Annotated in this window: 21 protein-coding genes; 15 read left to right on the forward strand and 6 right to left on the reverse strand. The window is 67.8% G+C overall.

Translation table 11 applies throughout. The features are described from left to right. Positions 1–6: 6 nt before the first annotated feature. Genes flgG through flgH form a run of 3 tightly spaced genes read left to right on the forward strand, consistent with a single transcriptional unit; the run spans position 7 to position 2,630 of the window. Positions 7–798 (forward strand): flagellar basal-body rod protein FlgG, encoded by a 792-nt coding sequence (gene flgG, locus ACYVO7_RS04160; protein WP_460448590.1) that lies wholly within the window; start codon positions 7–9, stop codon positions 796–798. 3 nt (positions 799–801) lie between these two features. Next, complete coding sequence (gene flgA / locus ACYVO7_RS04165) at positions 802–1,815, forward strand: flagellar basal body P-ring formation chaperone FlgA (RefSeq protein ID WP_460448591.1); 1,014 nt, start codon at positions 802–804, stop codon at positions 1,813–1,815. A 56-nt stretch (positions 1,816–1,871) separates the two neighbouring features. Beyond that, complete coding sequence (gene flgH, locus ACYVO7_RS04170; protein ID WP_460448592.1) at positions 1,872–2,630, forward strand: flagellar basal body L-ring protein FlgH; 759 nt, start codon at positions 1,872–1,874, stop codon at positions 2,628–2,630. 141 nt (positions 2,631–2,771) lie between these two features. On the opposite strand, the gene dksA is transcribed toward flgH, so the two are convergent. The 3 genes from dksA to ACYVO7_RS04185 all read right to left on the reverse strand — a co-directional run bounded on the left by dksA (position 2,772) and on the right by ACYVO7_RS04185 (position 5,959). Continuing rightward, positions 2,772–3,191 (reverse strand): RNA polymerase-binding protein DksA, encoded by a 420-nt coding sequence (dksA, locus tag ACYVO7_RS04175; RefSeq protein ID WP_460448593.1) that lies wholly within the window; start codon positions 3,189–3,191, stop codon positions 2,772–2,774. 273 nt (positions 3,192–3,464) lie between these two features. Further along, complete coding sequence (locus ACYVO7_RS04180) at positions 3,465–4,853, reverse strand: MBOAT family O-acyltransferase (RefSeq protein ID WP_460448594.1); 1,389 nt, start codon at positions 4,851–4,853, stop codon at positions 3,465–3,467. A 674-nt stretch (positions 4,854–5,527) separates the two neighbouring features. Beyond that, positions 5,528–5,959, reverse strand: a complete 432-nt coding sequence (locus tag ACYVO7_RS04185) for a flagellar assembly protein FliX (protein WP_460448595.1) — start codon at positions 5,957–5,959, stop codon at positions 5,528–5,530. Between the two features lie 217 nt (positions 5,960–6,176). Here ACYVO7_RS04185 and ACYVO7_RS04190 point away from each other — a divergent pair, with 217 nt between their 5' ends. The 8 genes from ACYVO7_RS04190 to ACYVO7_RS04225 all read left to right on the forward strand — a co-directional run bounded on the left by ACYVO7_RS04190 (position 6,177) and on the right by ACYVO7_RS04225 (position 13,599). After that, complete coding sequence (locus ACYVO7_RS04190; protein ID WP_460448596.1) at positions 6,177–7,301, forward strand: flagellar basal body P-ring protein FlgI; 1,125 nt, start codon at positions 6,177–6,179, stop codon at positions 7,299–7,301. Continuing rightward, a complete protein-coding gene (locus ACYVO7_RS04195) occupies positions 7,301–7,720 on the forward strand; it encodes a rod-binding protein (protein ID WP_460448597.1) in 420 nt (139 codons plus the stop codon). Before ACYVO7_RS04190 ends, ACYVO7_RS04195 begins: the two co-directional genes overlap by 1 nt. Then, a complete protein-coding gene (locus tag ACYVO7_RS04200; protein WP_460448598.1) occupies positions 7,710–8,183 on the forward strand; it encodes a hypothetical protein in 474 nt (157 codons plus the stop codon). Before ACYVO7_RS04195 ends, ACYVO7_RS04200 begins: the two co-directional genes overlap by 11 nt. Before the next feature lie 147 nt (positions 8,184–8,330). Continuing rightward, positions 8,331–8,714: a hypothetical protein gene (locus ACYVO7_RS04205; protein WP_460448599.1), complete on the forward strand. Its 384-nt coding sequence runs from the start codon at positions 8,331–8,333 to the stop codon at positions 8,712–8,714. 273 nt (positions 8,715–8,987) lie between these two features. Next, positions 8,988–9,839: a flagellin N-terminal helical domain-containing protein gene (locus tag ACYVO7_RS04210; protein WP_460448600.1), complete on the forward strand. Its 852-nt coding sequence runs from the start codon at positions 8,988–8,990 to the stop codon at positions 9,837–9,839. A gap of 215 nt (positions 9,840–10,054) precedes the next feature. After that, positions 10,055–11,467 (forward strand): flagellin, encoded by a 1,413-nt coding sequence (locus ACYVO7_RS04215; RefSeq protein ID WP_460448601.1) that lies wholly within the window; start codon positions 10,055–10,057, stop codon positions 11,465–11,467. Between the two features lie 172 nt (positions 11,468–11,639). Then, positions 11,640–12,020, forward strand: coding sequence for a flagellar biosynthesis regulator FlaF (gene flaF / locus ACYVO7_RS04220; RefSeq protein WP_460448602.1), 381 nt, complete (start codon positions 11,640–11,642; stop codon positions 12,018–12,020). 250 nt (positions 12,021–12,270) lie between these two features. Next, on the forward strand, positions 12,271–13,599 hold the full coding sequence (locus tag ACYVO7_RS04225) for a flagellin N-terminal helical domain-containing protein (RefSeq protein ID WP_460448603.1): 1,329 nt from the start codon (positions 12,271–12,273) through the stop codon (positions 13,597–13,599). Positions 13,600–13,624: 25 nt separating this feature from the next. Here ACYVO7_RS04225 and ACYVO7_RS04230 read toward each other — a convergent pair whose 3' ends face one another. Next, positions 13,625–13,906 carry a hypothetical protein gene (locus ACYVO7_RS04230; protein ID WP_460448604.1) on the reverse strand — a complete coding sequence of 94 codons (282 nt, stop codon included), beginning with the start codon at positions 13,904–13,906 and terminating at the stop codon, positions 13,625–13,627. On the opposite strand from ACYVO7_RS04230, the gene ACYVO7_RS04235 reads away from it, so the two are divergent. The 4 genes from ACYVO7_RS04235 (at position 13,905) to flaF (ACYVO7_RS04250) (ending at position 17,542) form a co-directional block, all read left to right on the forward strand. Then, entirely contained in the window at positions 13,905–15,215 is a 1,311-nt protein-coding gene (locus ACYVO7_RS04235; protein ID WP_460448605.1) for a flagellin N-terminal helical domain-containing protein, read from the forward strand. The genes ACYVO7_RS04230 and ACYVO7_RS04235 overlap by 2 nt on opposite strands. A 204-nt stretch (positions 15,216–15,419) precedes the next feature. Next, the gene (locus ACYVO7_RS04240; protein WP_460448606.1) at positions 15,420–16,730 is read left to right on the forward strand and encodes a flagellin N-terminal helical domain-containing protein; all 1,311 of its coding nucleotides are present in this window, start codon (positions 15,420–15,422) and stop codon (positions 16,728–16,730) included. Positions 16,731–16,791: 61 nt separating this feature from the next. Next, positions 16,792–17,184 (forward strand): flagellar biosynthesis repressor FlbT, encoded by a 393-nt coding sequence (flbT, locus tag ACYVO7_RS04245; protein ID WP_460448607.1) that lies wholly within the window; start codon positions 16,792–16,794, stop codon positions 17,182–17,184. Continuing rightward, the gene (gene flaF, locus ACYVO7_RS04250) at positions 17,168–17,542 is read left to right on the forward strand and encodes a flagellar biosynthesis regulator FlaF (RefSeq protein WP_460448608.1); all 375 of its coding nucleotides are present in this window, start codon (positions 17,168–17,170) and stop codon (positions 17,540–17,542) included. Before flbT ends, flaF (ACYVO7_RS04250) begins: the two co-directional genes overlap by 17 nt. A 21-nt stretch (positions 17,543–17,563) precedes the next feature. Here the strand turns inward: flaF (ACYVO7_RS04250) and ACYVO7_RS04255 are convergent, their stop codons facing one another. Next, positions 17,564–19,279: an IlvD/Edd family dehydratase gene (locus tag ACYVO7_RS04255; RefSeq protein ID WP_460448609.1), complete on the reverse strand. Its 1,716-nt coding sequence runs from the start codon at positions 19,277–19,279 to the stop codon at positions 17,564–17,566. Between the two features lie 7 nt (positions 19,280–19,286). Continuing rightward, positions 19,287–19,931, reverse strand: coding sequence for an RraA family protein (locus ACYVO7_RS04260; RefSeq protein ID WP_460448610.1), 645 nt, complete (start codon positions 19,929–19,931; stop codon positions 19,287–19,289). Between the last annotated feature and the right edge of the window lie 3 nt (positions 19,932–19,934).

Below are 19,934 nucleotides of genomic sequence, written 5' to 3' on the forward strand. Positions count from 1 at the left end.
TGACTGATGCGCGCCCTCTACACCGCCGCGACCGGCATGGCCGCCCAGGAGATGAACGTCCAGGTCATCTCCAACAACATCGCCAACCTTCGCACCACCGGCTTCAAGCGCCAGCGGATCCAGTTCCAGGACCTGCTCTACGAGAATCTGCGCCGCGCCGGCTCGGCCACCTCCGACCAGAACACGCAGGTCCCGTCCGGCGTGCAGATCGGCTCGGGCGTCAAGACCGTGTCGACGGCCCGCGTCATTGGCCAGGGCACGCTGACCACGACCGAGAACGAGAACGACGTCGCCATCCGGGGCGAGGGCTTCTTCCAGGTCACGATGCCGGACGGCCGCACGGCCTACACCCGCGACGGCTCGCTGGAGCGCGATTCCACCGGCCAGCTCGTCACCCATGACGGCTACCCGCTGGCGCCGCAGATCACCGTGCCGGCGAACGCGACCGCGATCACCATCAGCGCCGACGGCCGGGTGCAGGCGACGCTGCCCGGCGCGTCCGCGCCCTCCCTGCTCGGCCAGCTGCAGCTCGCCCGCTTCGTCAACAAGGCGGGCCTGGAATCGCTGGGCGACAACCTCTTCGTCGAGACCGCCGCGTCCGGCCAGGCCGTCACCGGCAACCCGGCCAGCGAGGGCTTCGGCAACCTCCAGCAGAACTACCTGGAGGAAGCCAACGTCAACGCCGTCACGGAGATCTCCTCGCTCATCGCGGCGCAGCGCGCCTACGAGATGAACTCCAAGGTGATCACCGCGACGGACCAGATGCTGCAGTCCACCACCCAGATGTTCAGGGGCTGAGCCATGGCGATCGTCACCCTGATGCGCGCCGCCGGCCTCGCCGGGCTCGCCCTCCTCGCCACCCTGGAGGCGGCCGTTCCGGCCGGCGCCGAGGCGAGCCCGAAGCCCGCGCTGCGCCGCGACGTCGTGGTCATGCGCGACGTGGTCACCCTCGGCGACCTCGTCGAGCAGGCCGGCGCCGCGGCCGACTCCCCGGTGTTCCGCGCCCCCGCGCTTGGCAAGGCCGGCACCATCCAGGCCATCCGGGTGATCGAGGCCGCGCGCAGCGCCGGCCTCTCGGTCGACCCCGGGACCGTGTCGCAGATCGTCGTCAGCCGCGCCTCGCGCCGGGCCTCGAAGGCCGAGATCGAGGCCGTGGTCAGCCAGGCGCTCACCGACCGCTACGGCCTCGACCGTCCCGACGTCGCCCTCGCCCTGGAGGCCGGCGAGCAGGCGGTCCACCTGGAGCCGGACGCGCTGGGCCCGCTGAAGGTTTCCGAGCTCGTCTACGACCCGCGCAGCCGCCGCGTCGAGGCGGTCCTCACCGTCGCCGGCAGCTCGTCCCTGACCCTGAAGCCGCTTCGCGTGCTGGGCCAGACCGTCGACATGGTCTCCGTGCCGGTGCTGCAGAAGACCGTGCAGCGCGGCGACAGCGTCACCGCCGCCGACGTGGCGGTCGAGCGCCGTCCGCGCGCCGACTACCCGACCGCCGGCTTCGTCGATCCCTCCATGCTGGTCGGCCGCATCGCCCGCAACGCCATGCAGGCGGGCTCGGCGGTGCGCGAGACCGACGTGGTCAAGCAGGAGATCGTCGAGAAGAACGCCACCGTGACGGTGCTCTACGAATCCCCCGGCATCGCGCTGGCCATGCGCGGCAAGGCGCTGGAGGCCGGCGGCGTCGGCGACACCGTGCTGGTCATGAACCCGCAGTCGAAGCGCACCCTCTCGGCCACGGCGATCTCTCCAGGCGTAGTCAAGGTCATCATGGCCGTTCCGGGCCGCCTGGCCGAAAACGGCGCCGCGCAGGTGGTGCGATGAGCCCGCGTCGCGCCCCGCCGCCCCCCGCCTCTCCTCGAATGAACGGCGTCTCCGTCATGTCCGCACCGCGTCGCGTCTCCGCCCGGCTTCTCGCCGCCACCCTGCTCGCCGGGGGGCTCACCGCCTGCGGCTCGCTGGACCGCATGTCGAGCATCGGCAAGGCCCCCGCCTTGTCGGCGATCGAGGATCCGACCGCCCAAGCCGGCTACAAGCCCGTGCAGATGCCGATGCCGCAGCCCGAACCCGTCGCCTACGCTCCCAATTCGCTCTGGCGCCAGGGCGCGAGAGGCTTCTTCAAGGACCAGCGCGCCCGCAACATCGGCGACCTCGTGACCGTGAAGGTGAAGGTCACCGACAAGGCGAACATCGACAACGCCACGAAGCGGTCCCGCGCGGCCGGCGACAAGCTCGGCCTGACCAACATCTTCGGCTTCGAGAACGAGGTCGGGAAAGTGCTCAACGACAAGACGGACCCCGGCTCGCTACTGGACGCGAACTCCTCGTCGTCCAGCGCCGGCGCCGGATCGGTGCGCCGGTCGGAGGAGCTGATCACCAGCGTCGCGGCCGTCGTCACCCAGCTGCTGCCGAACGGCAACCTGGTGATCGAGGGCAAGCAGGAGATCCGCGTCAATTTCGAGATCCGCGAGCTGATCGTCGGCGGCGTCATCAGGCCCGAGGACATCGACAGCGACAACACCATCGATTCCGCCAAGATCGCGCAGGCCCGCATCGCCTATGGCGGCCGCGGCCAGATCACCGACGTCCAGCAGCCGCGCTACGGCCAGCAGATGATGGACATCGTCCTGCCGTTCTGACCCCTCTTCCCGGGACGCCGGCACGCTCCCCAAGTCACGCCGGCGGCCCTCGGCGCCCCCACTCCCGGGGCGCTGAACGGCGAGCGGCGCTCCGGATGGTCCGGAGCGCCGCCGCAGTCCCAGCCCCTACGCCAAGGAGGCTCAATCGTCCCGATAGACCCGCTCGTTGCGCTCGTGGCGCTCCTGCGCCTCGATCGAGAGCGTCGCGATGGGCCGCGCCTCGAGCCGCTTCAGGGAGATCGGCTCGCCGGTCTCCTCGCAATATCCGTAGGTGCCGTCGTCGATCCGCGCCATGGCGGCGTCGATCTTGGCGATCAGCTTGCGCTGCCGGTCGCGGGCGCGCAGCTCGATCGCGCGGTCGGTCTCCGACGACGCCCGGTCGGCCAGATCGGGGTGGTTTTCGCTCTCGTTCTGCAGGGCCGCCAGGGTCTCCCGGCTCTCGCGCAGAATCTCGTCCTTCCAGGCGGTCAGCTTGCGGCGGAAATACTCCTTCTGCCGGTCGTTCATGAAGGGTTCGTCATCGGTCGGCCGATAAGCGGCCTCCAGAGTCGTGGTAGCCATCGTACCCTTTCAGCTTCCGCAGCCTGCCGACTTTCGTCGCGGCCTCCCCCGCGGGTGCGCCGCCTATATATCTTCGCCGCAACCGGCGGGCAATCGTGAAGAATGGTGCGAAATCGTTACGTAAAGCCTCCATTCCCGGCGTTTTGACCAAGGACAAGGCGCCTCGCGGCCCTGTGAAGACGCCCGGCGCGTTCGCCGCCGTCCACACGCCGGAGTAGCGGCGGCCGGGACGCGGGTAGCGGGCCGGGAGGCCGGCCGCGATTCGCCGCGGCGTTAGAACTGGAAGTAGATGAAGTCGTAATTGGCGTCGTCGCCGATCTTCAGCAGCACGACGATGAACAGCAGCGCCAGCGCGACCGCCACCCAGGGCCGCGGCTTCATGCGCTGGCTCAGCATCCAGGCCGTCGGGCCCAGCATCGAGAACGCCGCCGCCGCCGCCAGGGCCCGCCATTTGAACCCGCTGCCGCTCGGCGCGAAGCCGAACATCGCCGCATAGATCCGCTGCGCCGCCCCGAACGTCTCGGCCCGAAACAGCACCCAGGTCATCATGACGAACAGGAAGGTGAGCGCCCAGCCCGCAGCCGCCGGCATCCTGATCCCGGTGCGCCGCCAGAGCAGGCCCGCCGCCAGCCCAAGGCCATGCGCCAGGCCCCAGGCCACGAAGGTGAAGCCCGCGCCGTGCCACAGGCCGCCCAGCCCCATGGTGGCCACCAGGGCCAGCATCTGCCGACCCAGGCCATGGCGGTTGCCGCCCAGCGGAATATAGAGGTAGTCGCGCAGGAAGCGCGACAGCGTCATGTGCCAGCGCCGCCAGAAGTCCTGCAGCGAGGTCGCCCGGTACGGCGTCTCGAAGTTCTGGGGCAGCTGCACGCCGAACATCAGCGCCAGGCCCAGGGCCATGTCGGTGTAGCCCGAGAAGTCGAAATAGATCTGGAATGTGAAGGCCAGCACGCCCTGCCAGGCGTCCTTCATGGTGACCAGGTCGCCCGAGGCGGCCGCCTTGAACACGGGCTCGGCGTAGGCCGCCAGCGGGTCGCCGATCAGCGTCTTCTTGGCGAGGCCCAGGATCAGGATGGCGAGGCCGCGCGCCACCCGCTCCTCCCAGCCCGGCGAATAGGGCTTGAGGTCGAACTGGTGCATGACCTCGCTCCACCGGACCAGCGGCCCGGCGAGCACCTGCGGGAAGAAGGCGATGTAGAGCCCGTAGCGGACCAGGTCGAAGCGCGGTGCCCGCCCGGCCCGCAGGTCCACCAGATACATGATGTGGTGGAAGCTGAAGAAGCTGATGCCGAGCGGCAGGGCGATCTCGAGCTTTGGGATCGCCACCCCCGGCGCCAGGTTGGCCAGGGAGGCGAAGAAGCCGGCGTATTTGAACACGCCGAGCACGGCGAGGTTCAGCGCAATCGCCAGGACGATCAGCGCATTCTCGTTCCCGGCTCCGGCCTCCCGCTTGCGCACGAAGACCTGGGCGACCAGCCAGTTGATCAGGACCGAGAGGACGAGCAGCGGGATGAAGCGCCAGTCCCAGTAGCCGTAGAACACCACCGACAGCGCCAGCAGCGCCGGCAGGCGCGCCTGCGGCGCGTAGCGGGCCGCGGCCGCATGGACCGCCAGCGCCAGCGGCAGGAACCCGAGAAGAAAGACGAAGGAGTTGAACAGCATGCCTGGTCCACGCCCGCGCTCATCATGGCGCCGGCCCTTGACGCCGCCCCGACCGCTCCCGGCGGGCCGGGCGCAGATGGGCCGAAACGGCGGCCTGCGTCAACCTTGACGCGCAACAAGGCGAGCCCCGCGCCGCATTCGGCCGCGCCCCGCATCATCGCCGCAACGCTCGACCGGCGCCGGATATGACGGGGTGCGGGGCCGGGATGGCGGTGGAAGGCCGCAGCCGGCCCCCTCGCCCCGGAACGGGGAGAGGGCTGGGGTGAGGGGCGGCGCCTATCCCCTCATCCGACCTCGCTGCGCTCGGCCACCTTCTCCCCGTGCCGGGGAGAAGGAAGCGCGTTCAGCTCCGCGGCCTTTCGGCCCGGAGTGTCGGAGGGCGGCGCGGAGCGGCGTCGCTGGGGGCCCCAGGGCGAGTGGGGTAGAGAAAGTGAAGCCGGGAGGCCGCCAGGCCCCGCCGCTCCGCGCGCAGCGTTGGAGGATGAAAGGAAGATCCCGGGGCGCTTTCAGCCCCTTCGCGCTTCGCTGGTCGGACCTTGTCTTCCGTCCGCCGCCTCGAACCGGGTGGTGAGCCCGGCCTTCGGCGGCCGCCGCCCCTGGTCCACGTCCTCACGCCTGCAGACGCCCCTCCGTGGACCAGAGCGTCACCAACATAGGAATATTTTCTGGATCTGTCAAGAGGCGTTGCGCGGGCCGCCGGCGCGGGCGAGCTTGGCGAGCTCCACTTCGGCGCGCAGCTCGATCTGGGCGAGCACGTCGTCAAGGCCGGGGTCGTCGGTGCCGTCGCGGCGCTCGGCCAGCTGCTGCTTGAGCCCGACGAGGTCGGACGTCCCGATCCGGCCCGCCAGCAGGCCGGCCTTGAGCCGGTCGAGCGAGGCCAGGAGGTCGCGGCCGCGCTTGGCGACCTTGCGCTTGCGGACCAGCGGGTCGCCGTCCGACTGCAACACGAGCAGCGCCTCGATGCCGCCGAGCGACGCCGCCGGCGCGGCGCCCTGGGCCGGGCGCGCGGCGGGCGCTCCGCCGTCCAACGCGAAAGCGGCCCCGCCGCCCCTCCTGCCGAGGGTCGCGGCGGGCGTTCCGATCGGCGGCTTGCCATCGATGCGCATGCGGGCGGTCTCCTTGACGCCACCCTTTGGCCGCCATGGTTAAGGCCGCGTTAAAGGCAGGGCAAAAGCTGCCGCCCAGGGGCGCCGATTCCTCCGCGACCGCCCGGCCTGGCTGAGGCTGGGTTACGGCGATCGCCAGCATTTTCAACGAACTTGGCCCCAGGAGGCGGTGGCACGGGTCTCGCAACCCCGTCAGGGTCTCGAACACGTGGCCCCCATGATCCGCACCCTCGCCCGCTTCGCCTGCCTCGCCGCCGCCCTCGCTGCGCCCCTTTGCGCCTCCGCGCCGGCCCAGGCCGCGTCGTCGCGCATCAAGGACATCGCCTCCATCGAGGGCGTGCGGCAGAACCAGCTCGTCGGCTACGGCATCGTGGTGGGGCTGAACGGCACGGGCGACACCCTCAACAACTCGCCCTTCACCAAGCAGTCCGGCACCGCGATGCTGGAGCGGCTCGGCGTGAACATCAAGGGCGCGAACATGCGGACCGCCAACATGGCGGCCGTGATCGTGACCGCGAACCTGCCGCCCTTCAGCGCCCAGGGCACCCGCATCGACATCACGGTCTCGTCGCTGGGCGACGCCAAGAGCCTGCAGGGCGGAACCCTCATGGCGACCCCGCTGCTGGGCGCCGACGGCGAGGTCTATGCGGTGGCGCAGGGCTCGGTGGCGATCTCCGGCTTCTCGGCCGAGGGCGACGCCGCCAAGGTGACGCGCGGCGTACCGACGGTGGGGCGCATCGCCGGCGGCGCGCTGATCGAGCGCGAGATCGAATATGCGCTGCGGGCGCAAAAGACGCTGCGCCTGGCGCTGCGCAACCCGGATTTCACCACCGCGCGCCGCATGGCCGCCGCCATCAACGACTTCATGGGCGCCGACGCCGCCGAGCCCACCGACCCCTCCACGGTGGCGATCCAGATCCCGCCGAACTTCCGCGGCAACATGGTGCAGCTGCTCACCGAGATCGAGCAGCTGCGCGTCGACCCGGACCAGGGCGCCAAGGTCGTCATCGACGAGCGCTCCGGCATCATCGTGATGGGCAAGGACGTGCGCGTGTCCACCGTCGCGGTGGCGCAGGGCAACCTCACGGTGACCATCACCGAGCAGCCGGTGGTGAGCCAGCCGGCCCCGCTCAGCAGCGGCCAGACCGTGGTGGTCCCCCGCACGGGCGTGACGGTGAACACCGGCGAGGGCAACAAGCTGGCGCTGGTCAAGGAGGGCGTGACCCTGCGCGAGCTCGTCGACGGGCTGAACGCGCTCGGCATCGGGCCGCGCGACCTCATCGCGATCCTGCAGGCCATCAAGGCCGCCGGCGCGCTCCAGGCCGACATCGAGGTGATGTGATGGCGTCGTCGTCCTTCGTTCTTCCGGCCGCCGGCGCGGGCGCGCACGCCCTGGCGTCGGGCAAGATCCTCTCCTCCGAGCGGGACCCGAAGCTGCAGAAGACCGCGCAGGACTTTGAGACCATGTTCCTGGAGAACAGCTTCAGCCAGATGTTCGCGGGCCTGCAGGGCGAAGGCCCGCTCGGCGCCTCGGGCGCGGGCGCCGACATCTATCGCGGCATGCTCACGCAGGAATACGCCAAGACGGTCGCCAAGTCCGGTGGAGTCGGCGTGTCCGACAGCATCTATCGCGAGCTCCTGAAGATGCAGGAGGGCCGCCGCGGCGGCGCCTCCGCCGGCCTCGCCGCCGCGCGGTCGCTGGCGCAGCCGCAGCCGCTCCCGTCCGCCCCGACCCTGGGAGGCTCCGGCCATGGCGCCTGATCGCGCTCGCGTCCCCAACATCGCGTCCGCCGCCGAGGCCGACCGCTTCGCCGCCGGCCTGATCGACGTCATGGCGTCGCTTCAGCGCGTCATCGGCGAGGAGACCGGCCTGCTGAAGGCCTCCCGCCTGCGCGAGGCCGCCAGCCTGACAGAGGCCAAGACGGACGCCTCCAGGCACTATGTGCACGCCCTGGAGGCCCTGCGCCAGAACGCCGTCGCGCTCGCCCGCTGGGCCCCGGCGGCGGTGCCGCGGATCAAGGCCGCCCAGGCGAGCCTGTCCGACGCGCTGCAGCTCAACATGGCGGTGATCGCGACCGCGCGCTCGGTGTCGGAGACGATCGTGCGCAGCCTCGCCCAGGAGGTCGCGGCCCCGCGCACGCTCACCACCTACGGCGCGGCGGGCGCGGCCAACCGGCCGGCGCGGCCCGCAGCGACGCCGCTGCTGGTGTCGCGCTCGCTCTGACCTTCGCGATTCTTCGGTCCGGACGAGCGATTTACGCGCGTCCCGCGTGTATTTTACCATCTTTGCTTACATAAGATTCAGTTTTACACGCTAGGGTCGCGCTTATGCCGCCCAGAATCGGGTCGCGCTTGTCGAGAGGATTTCGACATGGATATCGGCCTCACCCCCCGGCCGGTCGCCAGCGTCGGAACGCCCGTTCGCACGGAGCCGTTGCCGCCGTCTGACGCCGTCGCCACAGACCTGCCGCCCGCCGCCGCCGTGACGGCGCCCCCCGACGCCGCCCAGGTGCGCGTCGACCTGTCGCGCGGCTCGCAGAACATCCAGGATCTCGAAGTCGCGGTGCGCGAGACCATCAAGCGCAACCTCCTGCTCGATCCCGAGACCCGCCAGGTCGTCTACAAGGCCGTCGACACGCGGTCGGGCGAGACGGTGGAGCAGATCCCCGACGAGGCGCTCCTGAAGCTGCGCGCCTATGTGCGGGCGAATGCGCAATCGGGCGAGGGCAAACCTTCGACCGGAATGACGGCGTAGCAGCTCTCCCCCGCCCGCTCCGCGAAAGGCCGCCGCTTCGGCGGCCTTTGTCGTTCAGGAGTCGTCAATCTTACCCAGTACTGAATCGAACGCCTCAATAAAGTAAGTATATACCTTGATAGTTTCTGAATCAAAGTTGCAGTATCCAATTGTAACTTCGTTATCGGTAACACACGTCAACTGTATTTCTTTGATCGTTGTTACGAAGAGGCATGACACAACTGGCGTCAACAACCAGGACGGTTGGCAAGACATCCAGAAGGAACATCAGTCATGGCTATCTCTCTTTCCGACAGCATGCGCTCCTCGCTCGTCGCCCTCACGAGCATCAACGACGACATGAGCGTCTCGCAGACCCGCCTCGCCACCGGCAAGAAGATCAACACCGCGGCCGACAACGCCGCCGTGTACTTCCAGGCGAAGTCTCTGACGGACCGCGCCGCCAGTCTCGAGGTCAACAACTCCGCCATGAGCCTCGGGCTCAAGACCATTGCGGCCGGCGTGGAAGGCCTGACCAACATCAAGAAGATCATGAGCGCCCAGCTCAGCTCGATGCAGAACGCCAAGACTGGCAGCAATGACGAGCGCAAGGCGGTGGCGGATGCGTTCCGCACCATGCTGGGCCAGATCAACGGCTACGTGAACGACGCCGACGTGCTCGGCCAGGGCAACCTGCTGAAGGGCAACAAGCTCACGCTGAAGATGAACGACGACGGCTCGAGCACGCAGGACGTCAAGTTGAGCGCCGCCGTGGACGCCACGACGCTGGGCTTCGACTACACGGCCGCGACGGGCGTCTCCACCGACGCGACCAACAACTTCCAGGACACGGCCGCCGGCAACACCGAGCTGGACGACGCCATCACGTTGATGAGCGCGGCGCTGTCGAAGGTGAACACCTCGGCCCTGTCTCTCGGCTACCAGAACTCGGTGATCAACTCGCGCATGGACTTCAACAAGACGCTGCTGAGCGCCCTGAAGGACGGCGCGGACAGCCTGACCGCCGCCGACATCAGCGAGGAAGCCGCGAAGGTGGGCGCCGCGCAGACCCGCCAGAGCTTCGTCATGAACGGGCTCAGCATCACCAAGCAGTCCGAGCAGAACCTGCTGCAGCTGATGCGGTGATCGCTTCACCAGAATGACGGCCGGAGGGCGGGAGCGATCCCGCCCTTTTTGGCGTTGGGGCCGGCGGCGGGAAAAGTAATAACTCCGGATTGTACCGAGTGTATTTCGACAACTTTAACGAGTTTACCCATTTTTTTAGGTTACTCGCGCATTATCCTTAGCAAGTTTCCGACCGACCGTCGCAAAGACGCCGGACTTGTTCAAGGAGTACACCGATGCCGACCCCGATCTCGGGCCAGATGCGCGCAAGCATGCTCGCCGTGACTGCGCTGAACGATGACATCACCGCGACCCAGACCCGTCTCAACACGGGCCGCAAAGTGAACACGGCGCTCGATGACCCGGCGACCTTCTTCAAGGCCCAGAACTACCAGTCGAAATCGTCCCAGATCGACGACGTCAACAAGAACATCGCGCTGGTCATGAGCAACGTGAAGGTCGCGGACGGCGCGATGAGCACGATGATCAAGAACATGAACGCGCAGATCTCCGCCATGAAGGACGCGCTTTCGGTTCCGGCCGGCGCGGTCGGCGCGGCGGCCGTCGCAACGAGCAGGCTCAAATATACGGCGACGTCGGATTCGCTCGTGGCAGTCGGCACCACCGCGACGGACCTGGCGAACGCCGCCATGTTCCAGGACCAGGACAAACTGAGCTTCACGGTGACTCCCCTGGTCGGCGCCGCCAAAACGATGAATTTCAAAGCCGTGTCGGGCACTCTCGCGACGACCGGAGATGGCACGGCCGCCAAGCCTTACGAGTTCAAGACGATCCTCGACCTGCAGGGCGCGCTGCAGAAAGCGTTCGGCGACTCCACGTTGAAACTGACCTACTCTTCCACGACGAGTCAGATCTCGATCGCGCTCCAGAATCCCACGGACTCCCTCACCATCGCGCAGACGAGCAATGGAGCGTCCGCGGCCGCGTCCACAGCGGCTGGAAACGCTTACGCCGATCTCGCTGCGATCTTCGGATCGCCGTCGAGCACGGCGATCCAAACCGAGTCATTCGTCGTCAAAGGCGTCACCACGACGGTGCAGTCGGGCTTCTCGAACACTTACACGCCCACCGCCGCGACCTCGAACAAGGCCAGCCTCGACACTCGCAAAGCCGTGGCCGAAGGCTACGTCGCCATGATCAACCAGCTGGCGGCGCTGGTTTCCGACGCTTACGTGCCCGGCCAGAACAATCTCCTGAACAACCTCGCCGGCAACACGGTGGCGTTGAACGGCGACGGCTCCACAACGCAGACCCTCAAGTTGAACCAGACCCTCGATCCGACGAGCTTGAAACTGAGTGCGTCCGATACGGGCGGAACTGGCGCAGCCGGCAATTTCTCCCAGGACGGCAACCTGAGCACAGCGATTTCGAACGTCGCCAACGCGCTCGCGATCGTTCAATATTCGCAGAAGGCGCTCGCGAACCAGAGTTCGATGCTGAACAACCGGTCCGATTTCAACAAGACGCTGATGGCGACCATGAACGGCAACTCCGACCTGCTGCTCTCGGCAGACACCACGACGGAAGCCGCGAACCTCGCGTCCATGCAGACGCGCCAGGCCTTCGCGACCAACAACATGGCGTCGACCAAGCAGACCGAATCCGGTCTCATCCAGCTTCTGCGCTAACAGACATTGTCTTTCAAAGAACAACGGCAGGCCTCGGGCCTGCCGTTTTCGTTTGCGGCGCCGCGAACGCGGCATCGATACTTTGCGTTGACGCTTCATTAACCCTGTTCAGCTTTGATGCGCGATGGGATCCTGAAGGATCCAACCGATCCAGAAGGAGAAAACGACGCCGATGAGCTACGCCAAGCACGCAAACGCCTATGGCCAGGCGAGCAAGGCCGGCCTCTCCGGCCGGGAGTTGGAGGCCGCCGTCCTGATCGAATGCGCCGCCGACCTGCAGCGGGCCGTGGCCGCCCTGGAGAGCCAGCCCAAGCTGCTGGACGAGGCCCTCGCCAAGAACAGGAAGCTGTGGAGCATCTTGGCGGCGGGCGCCACCGAGGGGGACAATCCGCTGCCGCGCGACCTCAAGGCCAATATGGGGCGCCTCGCGATCTTCGTGTTCAACCGGACGCTGGACCTCATCATGATGCCGACGCCCGAGGGCGTGCAGCCGCTGATCGACATCAACCGCAACATCGCGGCCGGACTGCGCGGCGCGCCGGCCGCCGCCTGAGCGCCCGCTGGCCGCCGCGCCGATCGCCTCCCCAAAGCCGCCGGGCCCACGATCCGGCGGCTTCTTGCGCTTTCACCTTTCATTCACCGTGCCGGCCGATGCGGCGCCGCAACGCGTTCCACGCCCCGAACAACCGCAAACACAACCAATACGAGTAAGTACTCCTTCAGAACTACACGCCTAGGTTGTCCCCTGTCGCGAGTATCGCGGCCCGGCAGAACGCCGGTTCTGACCAGAAAGGTGACACATCATGGCCGTAGCCATCTCGACCGGCGTTCGCAACGCCCTCGCCTCCCTGCAGTCCGTGCAGTCCCAGTCCCAGGTCGCCCAGCAGCACCTGGCCACGGGCAAGCGGGTCAACTCGGCGGTCGACAACGCCGTCAACTTCTTCACCGCCGCCGGCCTGAACGACCGCTCCAGCCAGCTCTCGGGCCTGCTGGACGGCATGTCCAACGCGGTGCAGACCATCAACGCCGCCTCCAAGGGCATCGACGGGATCACCAAGCTGGTCCAGTCGGCGCAGTCGACCATCAAGCAGGCCCAGGCCGACGCGGTGGCCAACCGGCCGACCGCGACCGGCACCGCCCTGGCGACGGCCGGCGAGGTCACTGCCACCGGCAAGAGCCTCAAGGACATCGCTCTAAACAAGGTTGTCGTCGACAACAACGCTTCGGGCGCCGACAACGCCGCCACGGCCAGCTCGGCCGGCAATCTCGGCGTTGCCACCGCCACGACCAAGCTGTCCATCTCGGTCAAGGCCGGCTCCACCACCTTCAGCACCCAGCTCGACGCCACCGCCACGGTGCGCGACGTCGTGAACGCGATCAACAGCTCGGGCGTCGCCACCGCGTCGGTGGACGATTCCGGCAAGCTGAACGTCACGGGCACTGGGTCCAGCACCCTCTATGTCGGCATCGGCGCCGGCACTGGCGCAACCGCCGCCGCCGATGCAGACACCGACGCGGCGTCCGGCGGCCAGAACACCCTGTTCGGCCTTACAGCCGCCCAGGCCTCGTCGGGCGCCGGCATCGCCTCCGCGGGCGGCTCCTCGTCGGTTCGCGCCAACCTCGTCCAGCAGTTCAACGATCTGTCGAAGCAGATCGACCAGATGGCCAAGGACGCGGGCTATAACGGCACGAACCTACTCGACGGCAACAAGATGTCCGTCGTCTTCAACGAGAAGACCGGCACCAGCCAGAACAAGCTCGACATCCAGGGGCAGACGGTCACCGCCGCCAATCTCGGCATCGGCACCGCCGCGACCTCGTCGGGCGCCGGCAAGGTCAACTTCCAGGACGACTCGGAACTCGCCAACGCCGGGCAGGCGCTGACCAACGCCCTGTCCTCGCTGAAGTCGATTGCGTCGGGATTCGGCTCTAACCTCGCCGTCGTGCAGGCCCGTCAGGACTTCACCAAGTCCATGATCGACACGCTCAGCACCGGCGCCGACAACCTCGTCAACGCCGACCAGAACCAGGAAGCCGCCACCCTCCTCGCGTTACAGACGCGCCAGCAGCTCTCGCAGACCTCGCTGTCGCTCTCCAACCAGGCGGACCAGGGCATCCTGCGCCTGTTCTGATCCAGAACGGATCTTCTCGAAGACGTCAGGCGGGGCCAAAAGCCCCGCCTTTTTCGTGCTCTGCGCAAAGCCGCTCGAGCGCCGCCGCAACCGCCTCCGGCGCGACGCCAGGCCGTTCACGCGACGCGTGAGCGGCTTTAAGCGTTCGTTGACCATAAGGGCGAATGACGCCACCGATCGTTGTTTCAGAAATGATTTTAATCAAGCATTTAAGCAGCGCTTCATAAATACAGCCATACCGTGTCACTGCCCGGCGAAACAACCGGGTCGGCAGAACGCCGGTTCGAACCAGAAAGGTGACTCCCATGGTTGCAATCTCCTCCACCATGCGCTCGGCCGTGTCCGTGCTTCAGGCCACGAGCCTGGAATCCGACATGGCGCAGAAGCGCCTCTCGACGGGCCGCCGGGTCAATTCCGCGGTCGACAACGCCGTCAACTACTTCAACTCCGCGAGCCTCAACGCCCGCGCCGGCCAGATGTCCGGCCTGCTCGACACCATGTCGAACTCGGTGCAGACCATCCAGGCGGCCTCCAAGGGCATCGACGGCATCATGAAGCTGGTCCAGCAGGCCCAGTCGACCGTGAAGCAGGCCCAGTCCGACGCCACCACCAATCGTCCCACGGTGACGGGCACGGCCCTGGCGACCGCCGCCGAAACCGCGCTGACGGGCACCAGCCTGAAGGACGTGGCGCTCGGCAAGGCGCTGGGCGACGGCAACGGTGCGACCGCCAACACGGCGACCGCCACCTACGCCGGTAACCTGGGCGTCGCGGCGGCGAGCGTGAGCTTCCAGCTCAGCATCGTGTCGGGCAACACGACCTACACCTCGACCGCGCTGACGGCCACCTCGACCGTCCGCGACCTCGTCGCCGAGATCAACAAGTCGGGCGTGGCCAGCGCCTATGTGGACGACAACGGCAAGCTGAAGGTGGACGGCCTCAGCACCAACACGCTGAAGATCGGCCTCGGCGCCGGCGCCACCGGGGCGGCCGCCAACACCGACGCCATCGCGGGCGGCCAGAACACCCTCATCGGCCTGGCCGCGACGGACTACACCACCGGCGTCTCCGCCTCCGGCGGCAACTCGTCGGTGCGCTCCAACCTCGTGTCGCAGTTCAACGACCTGCGCACGCAGATCGACCAGCTGGCGAAGGACGCCGGCTTCAACGGCACCAATCTTCTGCAGGGCAACAAGATGACGGTCGTCTTCAACGAGAAGACCGGCTCCAACCAGAACAAGCTCGACGTGCAGGGCCAGACGATCTCGGCCGCGAATCTCGGCATCCAGGCGGCCGTCAACAGCACGACGGCCGGCTCGACCAACTTCCAGGACGACACGGAGCTGTCCAACGCCGCCGACTCGCTCACCAACGCCCTGACCTCGCTGCGCTCGCTGTCGTCGAATCTCGGCTCCAGCCTCACCGTGGTGCAGACCCGGCAGGAATTCACCAAGGACCTGATCAGCACCCTGAAGTCAGGCGCCGACAACCTGGTGAACGCCGACCAGAACGAGGAGGCCGCCAACCTCCTGGCGCTGCAGACGCGCCAGCAGCTGGCGCAGACCGCGATGTCGATGTCGAACCAGGCCGAGCAGGGCATCCTGCGCCTGTTCTGACCGGCGCAAGCCGCGCCGGCGCCAACCAGAAGGCGGGGGCCCTCCCCCGCCTTTGCGCGTCAAGGGAATGTCCTGAAGGAATTACGCTTCTCGGTTGCGTTTTTTCCGCACCGGTTAACCTTTGGTTAGGGTTAACAACCAATGATTGCGTCGATCGGCGGGCCACAACCACCCGCTCCGTCAGAATGAAACGGATCGACGCCCATGGCCAATACCGTCCTGTCTCAGGGAGTTCGCAACAACCTTCTGGCGCTGCAAGACGTGGCGGCCCAATCCACCGTGGTCCAGCAAAGGCTGGCGACGGGCAAGAAGGTGAACTCGGCCGTCGACAACGCGGTCAACTACTTCACCAATCTCGGCCTGAACGACCGGGCGACCCAGCTCTCCGGCCTGCTCGACGGCATGTCGAACTCGGTGCAGACCATCCAGGCGGCCTCCAAGGGCATCGACTCGATCACCAAGCTGATCCAGACGGCCCAGTCCACCATCAAGCAGGCCCAGGCCGACGCGCTGGCGAACCGGCCGACCAAGTCGGGAACCGCGCTGGCGACCGCCGGCGAAGTCACCGCGACGGGATCGAGCCTCAAGGACGTGACGCTCAACAAGGTGCTGGGCGGCGCCGCGGCCGCGGCCGCGACCTCCAGTTCGGCCGGCGCGGTCGGCATCGGCACGGGCGCGTCGGTGGCGCTGACGCTGACCTCGGGCACGACGACCTACACGTCCTACGCGCTGAACAGCACCACCTCGACGGTGCGCGACCTCGTCGCCGAGATCAACAAATCCGGCATCGCCAGCGCCAGCGTCGACGACAACGGCAAGCTGGTCATCACCGGCTCCGGCTCCAACACGCTGCAGATCGGCGTCGGCCAGGGCGCCAGCAACGCGGCCGCCCTCACGGCCGCGCAGGCCGGCGGCGCCAACGTGGCGCTGGGCTTCCTGGCGGCCGACGCCACCACCGGCGTCGCCTCCTCGGGCGGCACCTCGGCGGTGCGCGCCAACCTGATCCAGCAGTTCAACGACCTGCGCACCCAGATCGACCAGCTCGCCAAGGACGCCGGCTACAACGGCACCAACCTGCTCGACGGCGACAAGCTCTCGATCATCTTCAACGAGAAGACGGGAACGAACCAGAACAAGCTCGACGTCCAGGGCACGACCATGACGGCGGCCAATCTGGGCATCCTGCAGGCCGGCACGACGACGACCGCCACGACCTTCAACATCCAGAACGACGTGGACCTGACGACCGCCTCGGACGCGCTGACGACGGCGCTGGCCTCGCTGCGCTCCACCGCGTCCAACCTCGGCTCCAACCTGGCGGTCGCCCAGACCCGGCAGGAATTCACCCGCAACATGATGACCACGCTGCAGACCGGCGCGGACTATCTGGTCAACGCCGACCAGAACGCTGAGGCCGCCAACCTGCTGGCGCTGCAGACGCGCCAGCAGCTGTCGCAGACGGCGCTCTCGCTCTCCAACCAGGCCGACCAGGGCGTCCTGCGCCTGTTCGGCTGATCGACAGACGACGCGGGGGCCGCCGCCGGGGCGGCCCGATCAAGGGTCCAGGAGGGACAGCATGGCTCTGAAAGTCGAACTCAAGCCGAACGAGCGGATCATCATCGGCAACGTGGTGTTGCGCAACGCCGACTCCCGCATTCGGTTCTTCATCGAGGGCCACGCCCCCATCCTGCGCGAAAAGGACATCCTCACGGCCGAAACCGCCGACACGCCCGCCAAGAAGATCTACCTGGCCGTGCAGCTCATGTACCTCGACCAGGACACCAGCCGCTATCACGACGCCTATTTCCAGCTCGTGAGGGATTTCCTCGGCGCGGCGCCCAGCGCTCTACCTCTGGTAGCGGAAATCAATAACCTAATCTTAAGTGGAGATATCTACAAAGCCTTGAAGGCTTCCAAGAAGCTCGTCGATTACGAGGCGGAGTTGCTCGAACATGCATTACGCGGCTAATGCGTACGCCAAGACCCAAACGGCCTCGCTCTCGCCGCGTGATCTCGAAGCCGGCCTCCTCCTGAAGGCCGCGTCCCGCCTCCAGGCCGTCACGGAGGACTGGGAGGCCCGCAAGGGCGACGTCGACGCCGCCCTCACCTTCAACCGCAAGCTCTGGACCATCCTGGCCACCTCGGCCACCGAGGAGCAGAACCCGCTTCCCACGGCGGTGAAGCAGAACATCGCCAGCCTGGCGTTCTTCGTGTTCAAGCGCAGCATCGACGTGATGATCGCCCCGGCGCCCGAGAAGCTCGCGCCGCTGATCAGCATCAACCGCGAGATCGCCGCCGGCCTGCGCGCCCAGCCCCAGGCCGCCTGACGGCGCCCTCTCCTCCTGGCGTCAGTGGCTCTCTCGCGGGACGTCGTGCCCGCGGCGGCCGACGAGGAAGTCCAGGTCCGCGCCCCGGTCCGCCTGCATCACCCGCTCGACATAGAGGCTCTGGTAGCCGCCCGTCATGGCCGGCTCAGGCGCGCGCCAGGCGCCGAGCCGCGCCGCGAGCTCCTCGTCCGGGACGTCGAGATGCAGCCGCCGCGCCTCCACGTCGAGCTCGATCATGTCGCCGTCGCGCACCAGGGCGATCGGGCCGCCCACGGCCGCCTCGGGCGCCGCGTGGAGCACCACCGTGCCGAAGGCCGTGCCGCTCATCCGCGCGTCCGAGAGGCGCACCATGTCGCGCACGCCGCGCTCCAGCAGCTTGCGCGGGAGCGCCATGTTGCCGACCTCGGCCATGCCCGGATAGCCCTTCGGGCCGCAATTCCGCAGCACCATCACGCAGGTCTCGTCGATGTCGAGCGCCGGGTCGTCGACCCGCGCCTTGTAGTCCTCGATCGAGGCGAACACGACCGCCCTGCCCCGGTGCCGCATCAGCTCGGGCGACGCGGCGGACGGCTTCAGTATGGCGCCGTTGGGCGCGAGGTTGCCGCGCAGCACCGCGATCCCGCCATGCGCGACGAGCGACTGGCCGCGCGGCCGGATCACGTCCGGCGCGTGGTTCACCGCGCCGCGGATGTTCTCCCTCACGCTCCGGCCCGTGACCGTGAGGGCGTCGAGATCGAGCAGGTCGGCGATCTCCGCCATCGTGGCCGGGAGCCCGCCCGCGTAGCAGAAGTCCTCCATCAGGTAGCGCCCCGACGGCATGAGGTCGACGATGGTGGGCGCGTCGTGGCCGTACCGGTCCCAGTCCTCAAGCGTCAGCTCCACCCCGATGCGGCCCGCGATCGCCAGAAGGTGGATCACCGCGTTGGTCGAGCCCCCGATGGCGGCGTTCACCCTTATCGCGTTGGCGAAGGCCTCCCGGGTGAGGATCTGCGACATGCGCAGGTCCTCCTGGACCATGGCGACGATGCGCCTGCCGGTCAGCCGGGCGAGCCGCGCGCGGTGCGCGTCGACGGCCGGATAGGCGGCGTTGCCCGGCAACGCCATGCCCAGCGCCTCGGCCATGCAGGCCATGGTGGAGGCCGTGCCCATCGTCATGCAGTGCCCGGGCGAGCGGGACATGGCGTTCTCGGCGGCCATGAAGTCGTCCCGGCTCATCACGCCGGCGCGCACGTCCTCGGAGAACCGCCACACGTCGGTGCCGGAGCCGATGTCGGCGCCCCGGAACTTGCCGTTCAGCATCGGCCCGCCCGAGACCAGGATGGTCGGCAGGTCGCAGCTGGCCGCGCCCATCAGCAATGACGGGGTGGTCTTGTCGCAGCCCGCCATCAGGACGACGCCGTCCATCGGGTTGCCCCGGATCGATTCCTCCACGTCCATGGACGCCAGGTTGCGGAACAGCATCGCGGTGGGCCGCAGGTTCGATTCCCCGCAGGAGAAGACCGGGAACTCCAGCGGCAGCCCGCCCGCCTCCAGCACGCCGGCCTTGATGTGCTCCGCGAGGCCCCGGAAATGGGCGTTGCAGGGCGTCAGCTCGGAGAAGGTGTTGCAGATCCCGATGACCGGGCGGCCGTCGAACACGTCGTTCGGCAGCCCGTTGTTCTTCATCCAGCTGCGATGGATGAAGCTGTCCTTGGAATCGCCCCCGAACCAGGCCTGGGATCTGAGCTTGCGGGCCATGGCCGGCTCAGAAGACGCGGTATTTCAGATAGGCCTCCTGCGGATCGACGCCCGCCCGGATGGCCTTCACCATCTCGCCTTCCGTCGCCATCTTGGTCTCGGCGGCGGCCACCACCGCCTCGGCGGCGGCCCCCTCGATGAGGATCACGCCGTCGCGGTCGGCCAGCACCATGTCGTCGGGCTGGACCAGATGGCCGCCGATCGCCACCGGCTCGCCGAACGCCTCCGCCCGCCAGGCGCAGACGATGTCGATGGGGGTGGCGTAGCGCGCGAAGACCGGGAAGCGCTGGTCGACGATCGCCTGGATGTCGCGGCAGCCGCCGTCGACGATGTAGCCGCGCACGCCCTTGATCTTGAGCGCCTCGGCCGAGAGCCCGCCGAACAGCGCCCGGACGTCGTCCTGAGGCTGGCACACGACGACATGCCCCGCCGGCGACTTCGACAGCAGGCCGGACCACTCGAACAGGGAGGTATGCTTGTCGAGCGACGGATCGGGCCGTCCGCGGACCGTGAACACCGGTCCGGCGACCTTCATCCACGACTCCAGCCCCAGAATGGTGCGCGGCAGGACGCGGATGGGCAGGCCCATGTCCTTCATCACGTCATGAACGACCGAGCTGTGACAGGCTTCCAGGCGATCAGCCAGCGACACGTC

It is taken from the genome of Alsobacter sp. SYSU BS001988, from assembly GCF_054796215.1.

Coding starts and splice junctions, on each gene's coding strand:
- ACYVO7_RS04185 (WP_460448595.1), bottom strand. CDS start 5,959: ATGCGCATCGATGGCAAGCCGCCGATCGGAACGCCCGCCGCGACCCTC.
- ACYVO7_RS04210 (WP_460448600.1), top strand. CDS start 8,988: ATGGCTATCTCTCTTTCCGACAGCATGCGCTCCTCGCTCGTCGCCCTC.
- ACYVO7_RS04225 (WP_460448603.1), top strand. CDS start 12,271: ATGGCCGTAGCCATCTCGACCGGCGTTCGCAACGCCCTCGCCTCCCTG.
- flaF (WP_460448608.1), top strand. CDS start 17,168: ATGCATTACGCGGCTAATGCGTACGCCAAGACCCAAACGGCCTCGCTC.
- flgH (WP_460448592.1), top strand. CDS start 1,872: ATGTCCGCACCGCGTCGCGTCTCCGCCCGGCTTCTCGCCGCCACCCTG.
- ACYVO7_RS04230 (WP_460448604.1), bottom strand. CDS start 13,906: ATGGGAGTCACCTTTCTGGTTCGAACCGGCGTTCTGCCGACCCGGTTG.
- ACYVO7_RS04205 (WP_460448599.1), top strand. CDS start 8,331: ATGGATATCGGCCTCACCCCCCGGCCGGTCGCCAGCGTCGGAACGCCC.
- dksA (WP_460448593.1), bottom strand. CDS start 3,191: ATGGCTACCACGACTCTGGAGGCCGCTTATCGGCCGACCGATGACGAA.
- ACYVO7_RS04235 (WP_460448605.1), top strand. CDS start 13,905: ATGGTTGCAATCTCCTCCACCATGCGCTCGGCCGTGTCCGTGCTTCAG.
- ACYVO7_RS04255 (WP_460448609.1), bottom strand. CDS start 19,279: ATGGCCCGCAAGCTCAGATCCCAGGCCTGGTTCGGGGGCGATTCCAAG.
- flaF (WP_460448602.1), top strand. CDS start 11,640: ATGAGCTACGCCAAGCACGCAAACGCCTATGGCCAGGCGAGCAAGGCC.
- flgA (WP_460448591.1), top strand. CDS start 802: ATGGCGATCGTCACCCTGATGCGCGCCGCCGGCCTCGCCGGGCTCGCC.
- ACYVO7_RS04195 (WP_460448597.1), top strand. CDS start 7,301: ATGGCGTCGTCGTCCTTCGTTCTTCCGGCCGCCGGCGCGGGCGCGCAC.
- flgG (WP_460448590.1), top strand. CDS start 7: ATGCGCGCCCTCTACACCGCCGCGACCGGCATGGCCGCCCAGGAGATG.
- flbT (WP_460448607.1), top strand. CDS start 16,792: ATGGCTCTGAAAGTCGAACTCAAGCCGAACGAGCGGATCATCATCGGC.
- ACYVO7_RS04200 (WP_460448598.1), top strand. CDS start 7,710: ATGGCGCCTGATCGCGCTCGCGTCCCCAACATCGCGTCCGCCGCCGAG.
- ACYVO7_RS04215 (WP_460448601.1), top strand. CDS start 10,055: ATGCCGACCCCGATCTCGGGCCAGATGCGCGCAAGCATGCTCGCCGTG.
- ACYVO7_RS04180 (WP_460448594.1), bottom strand. CDS start 4,853: ATGCTGTTCAACTCCTTCGTCTTTCTTCTCGGGTTCCTGCCGCTGGCG.
- ACYVO7_RS04190 (WP_460448596.1), top strand. CDS start 6,177: ATGATCCGCACCCTCGCCCGCTTCGCCTGCCTCGCCGCCGCCCTCGCT.
- ACYVO7_RS04240 (WP_460448606.1), top strand. CDS start 15,420: ATGGCCAATACCGTCCTGTCTCAGGGAGTTCGCAACAACCTTCTGGCG.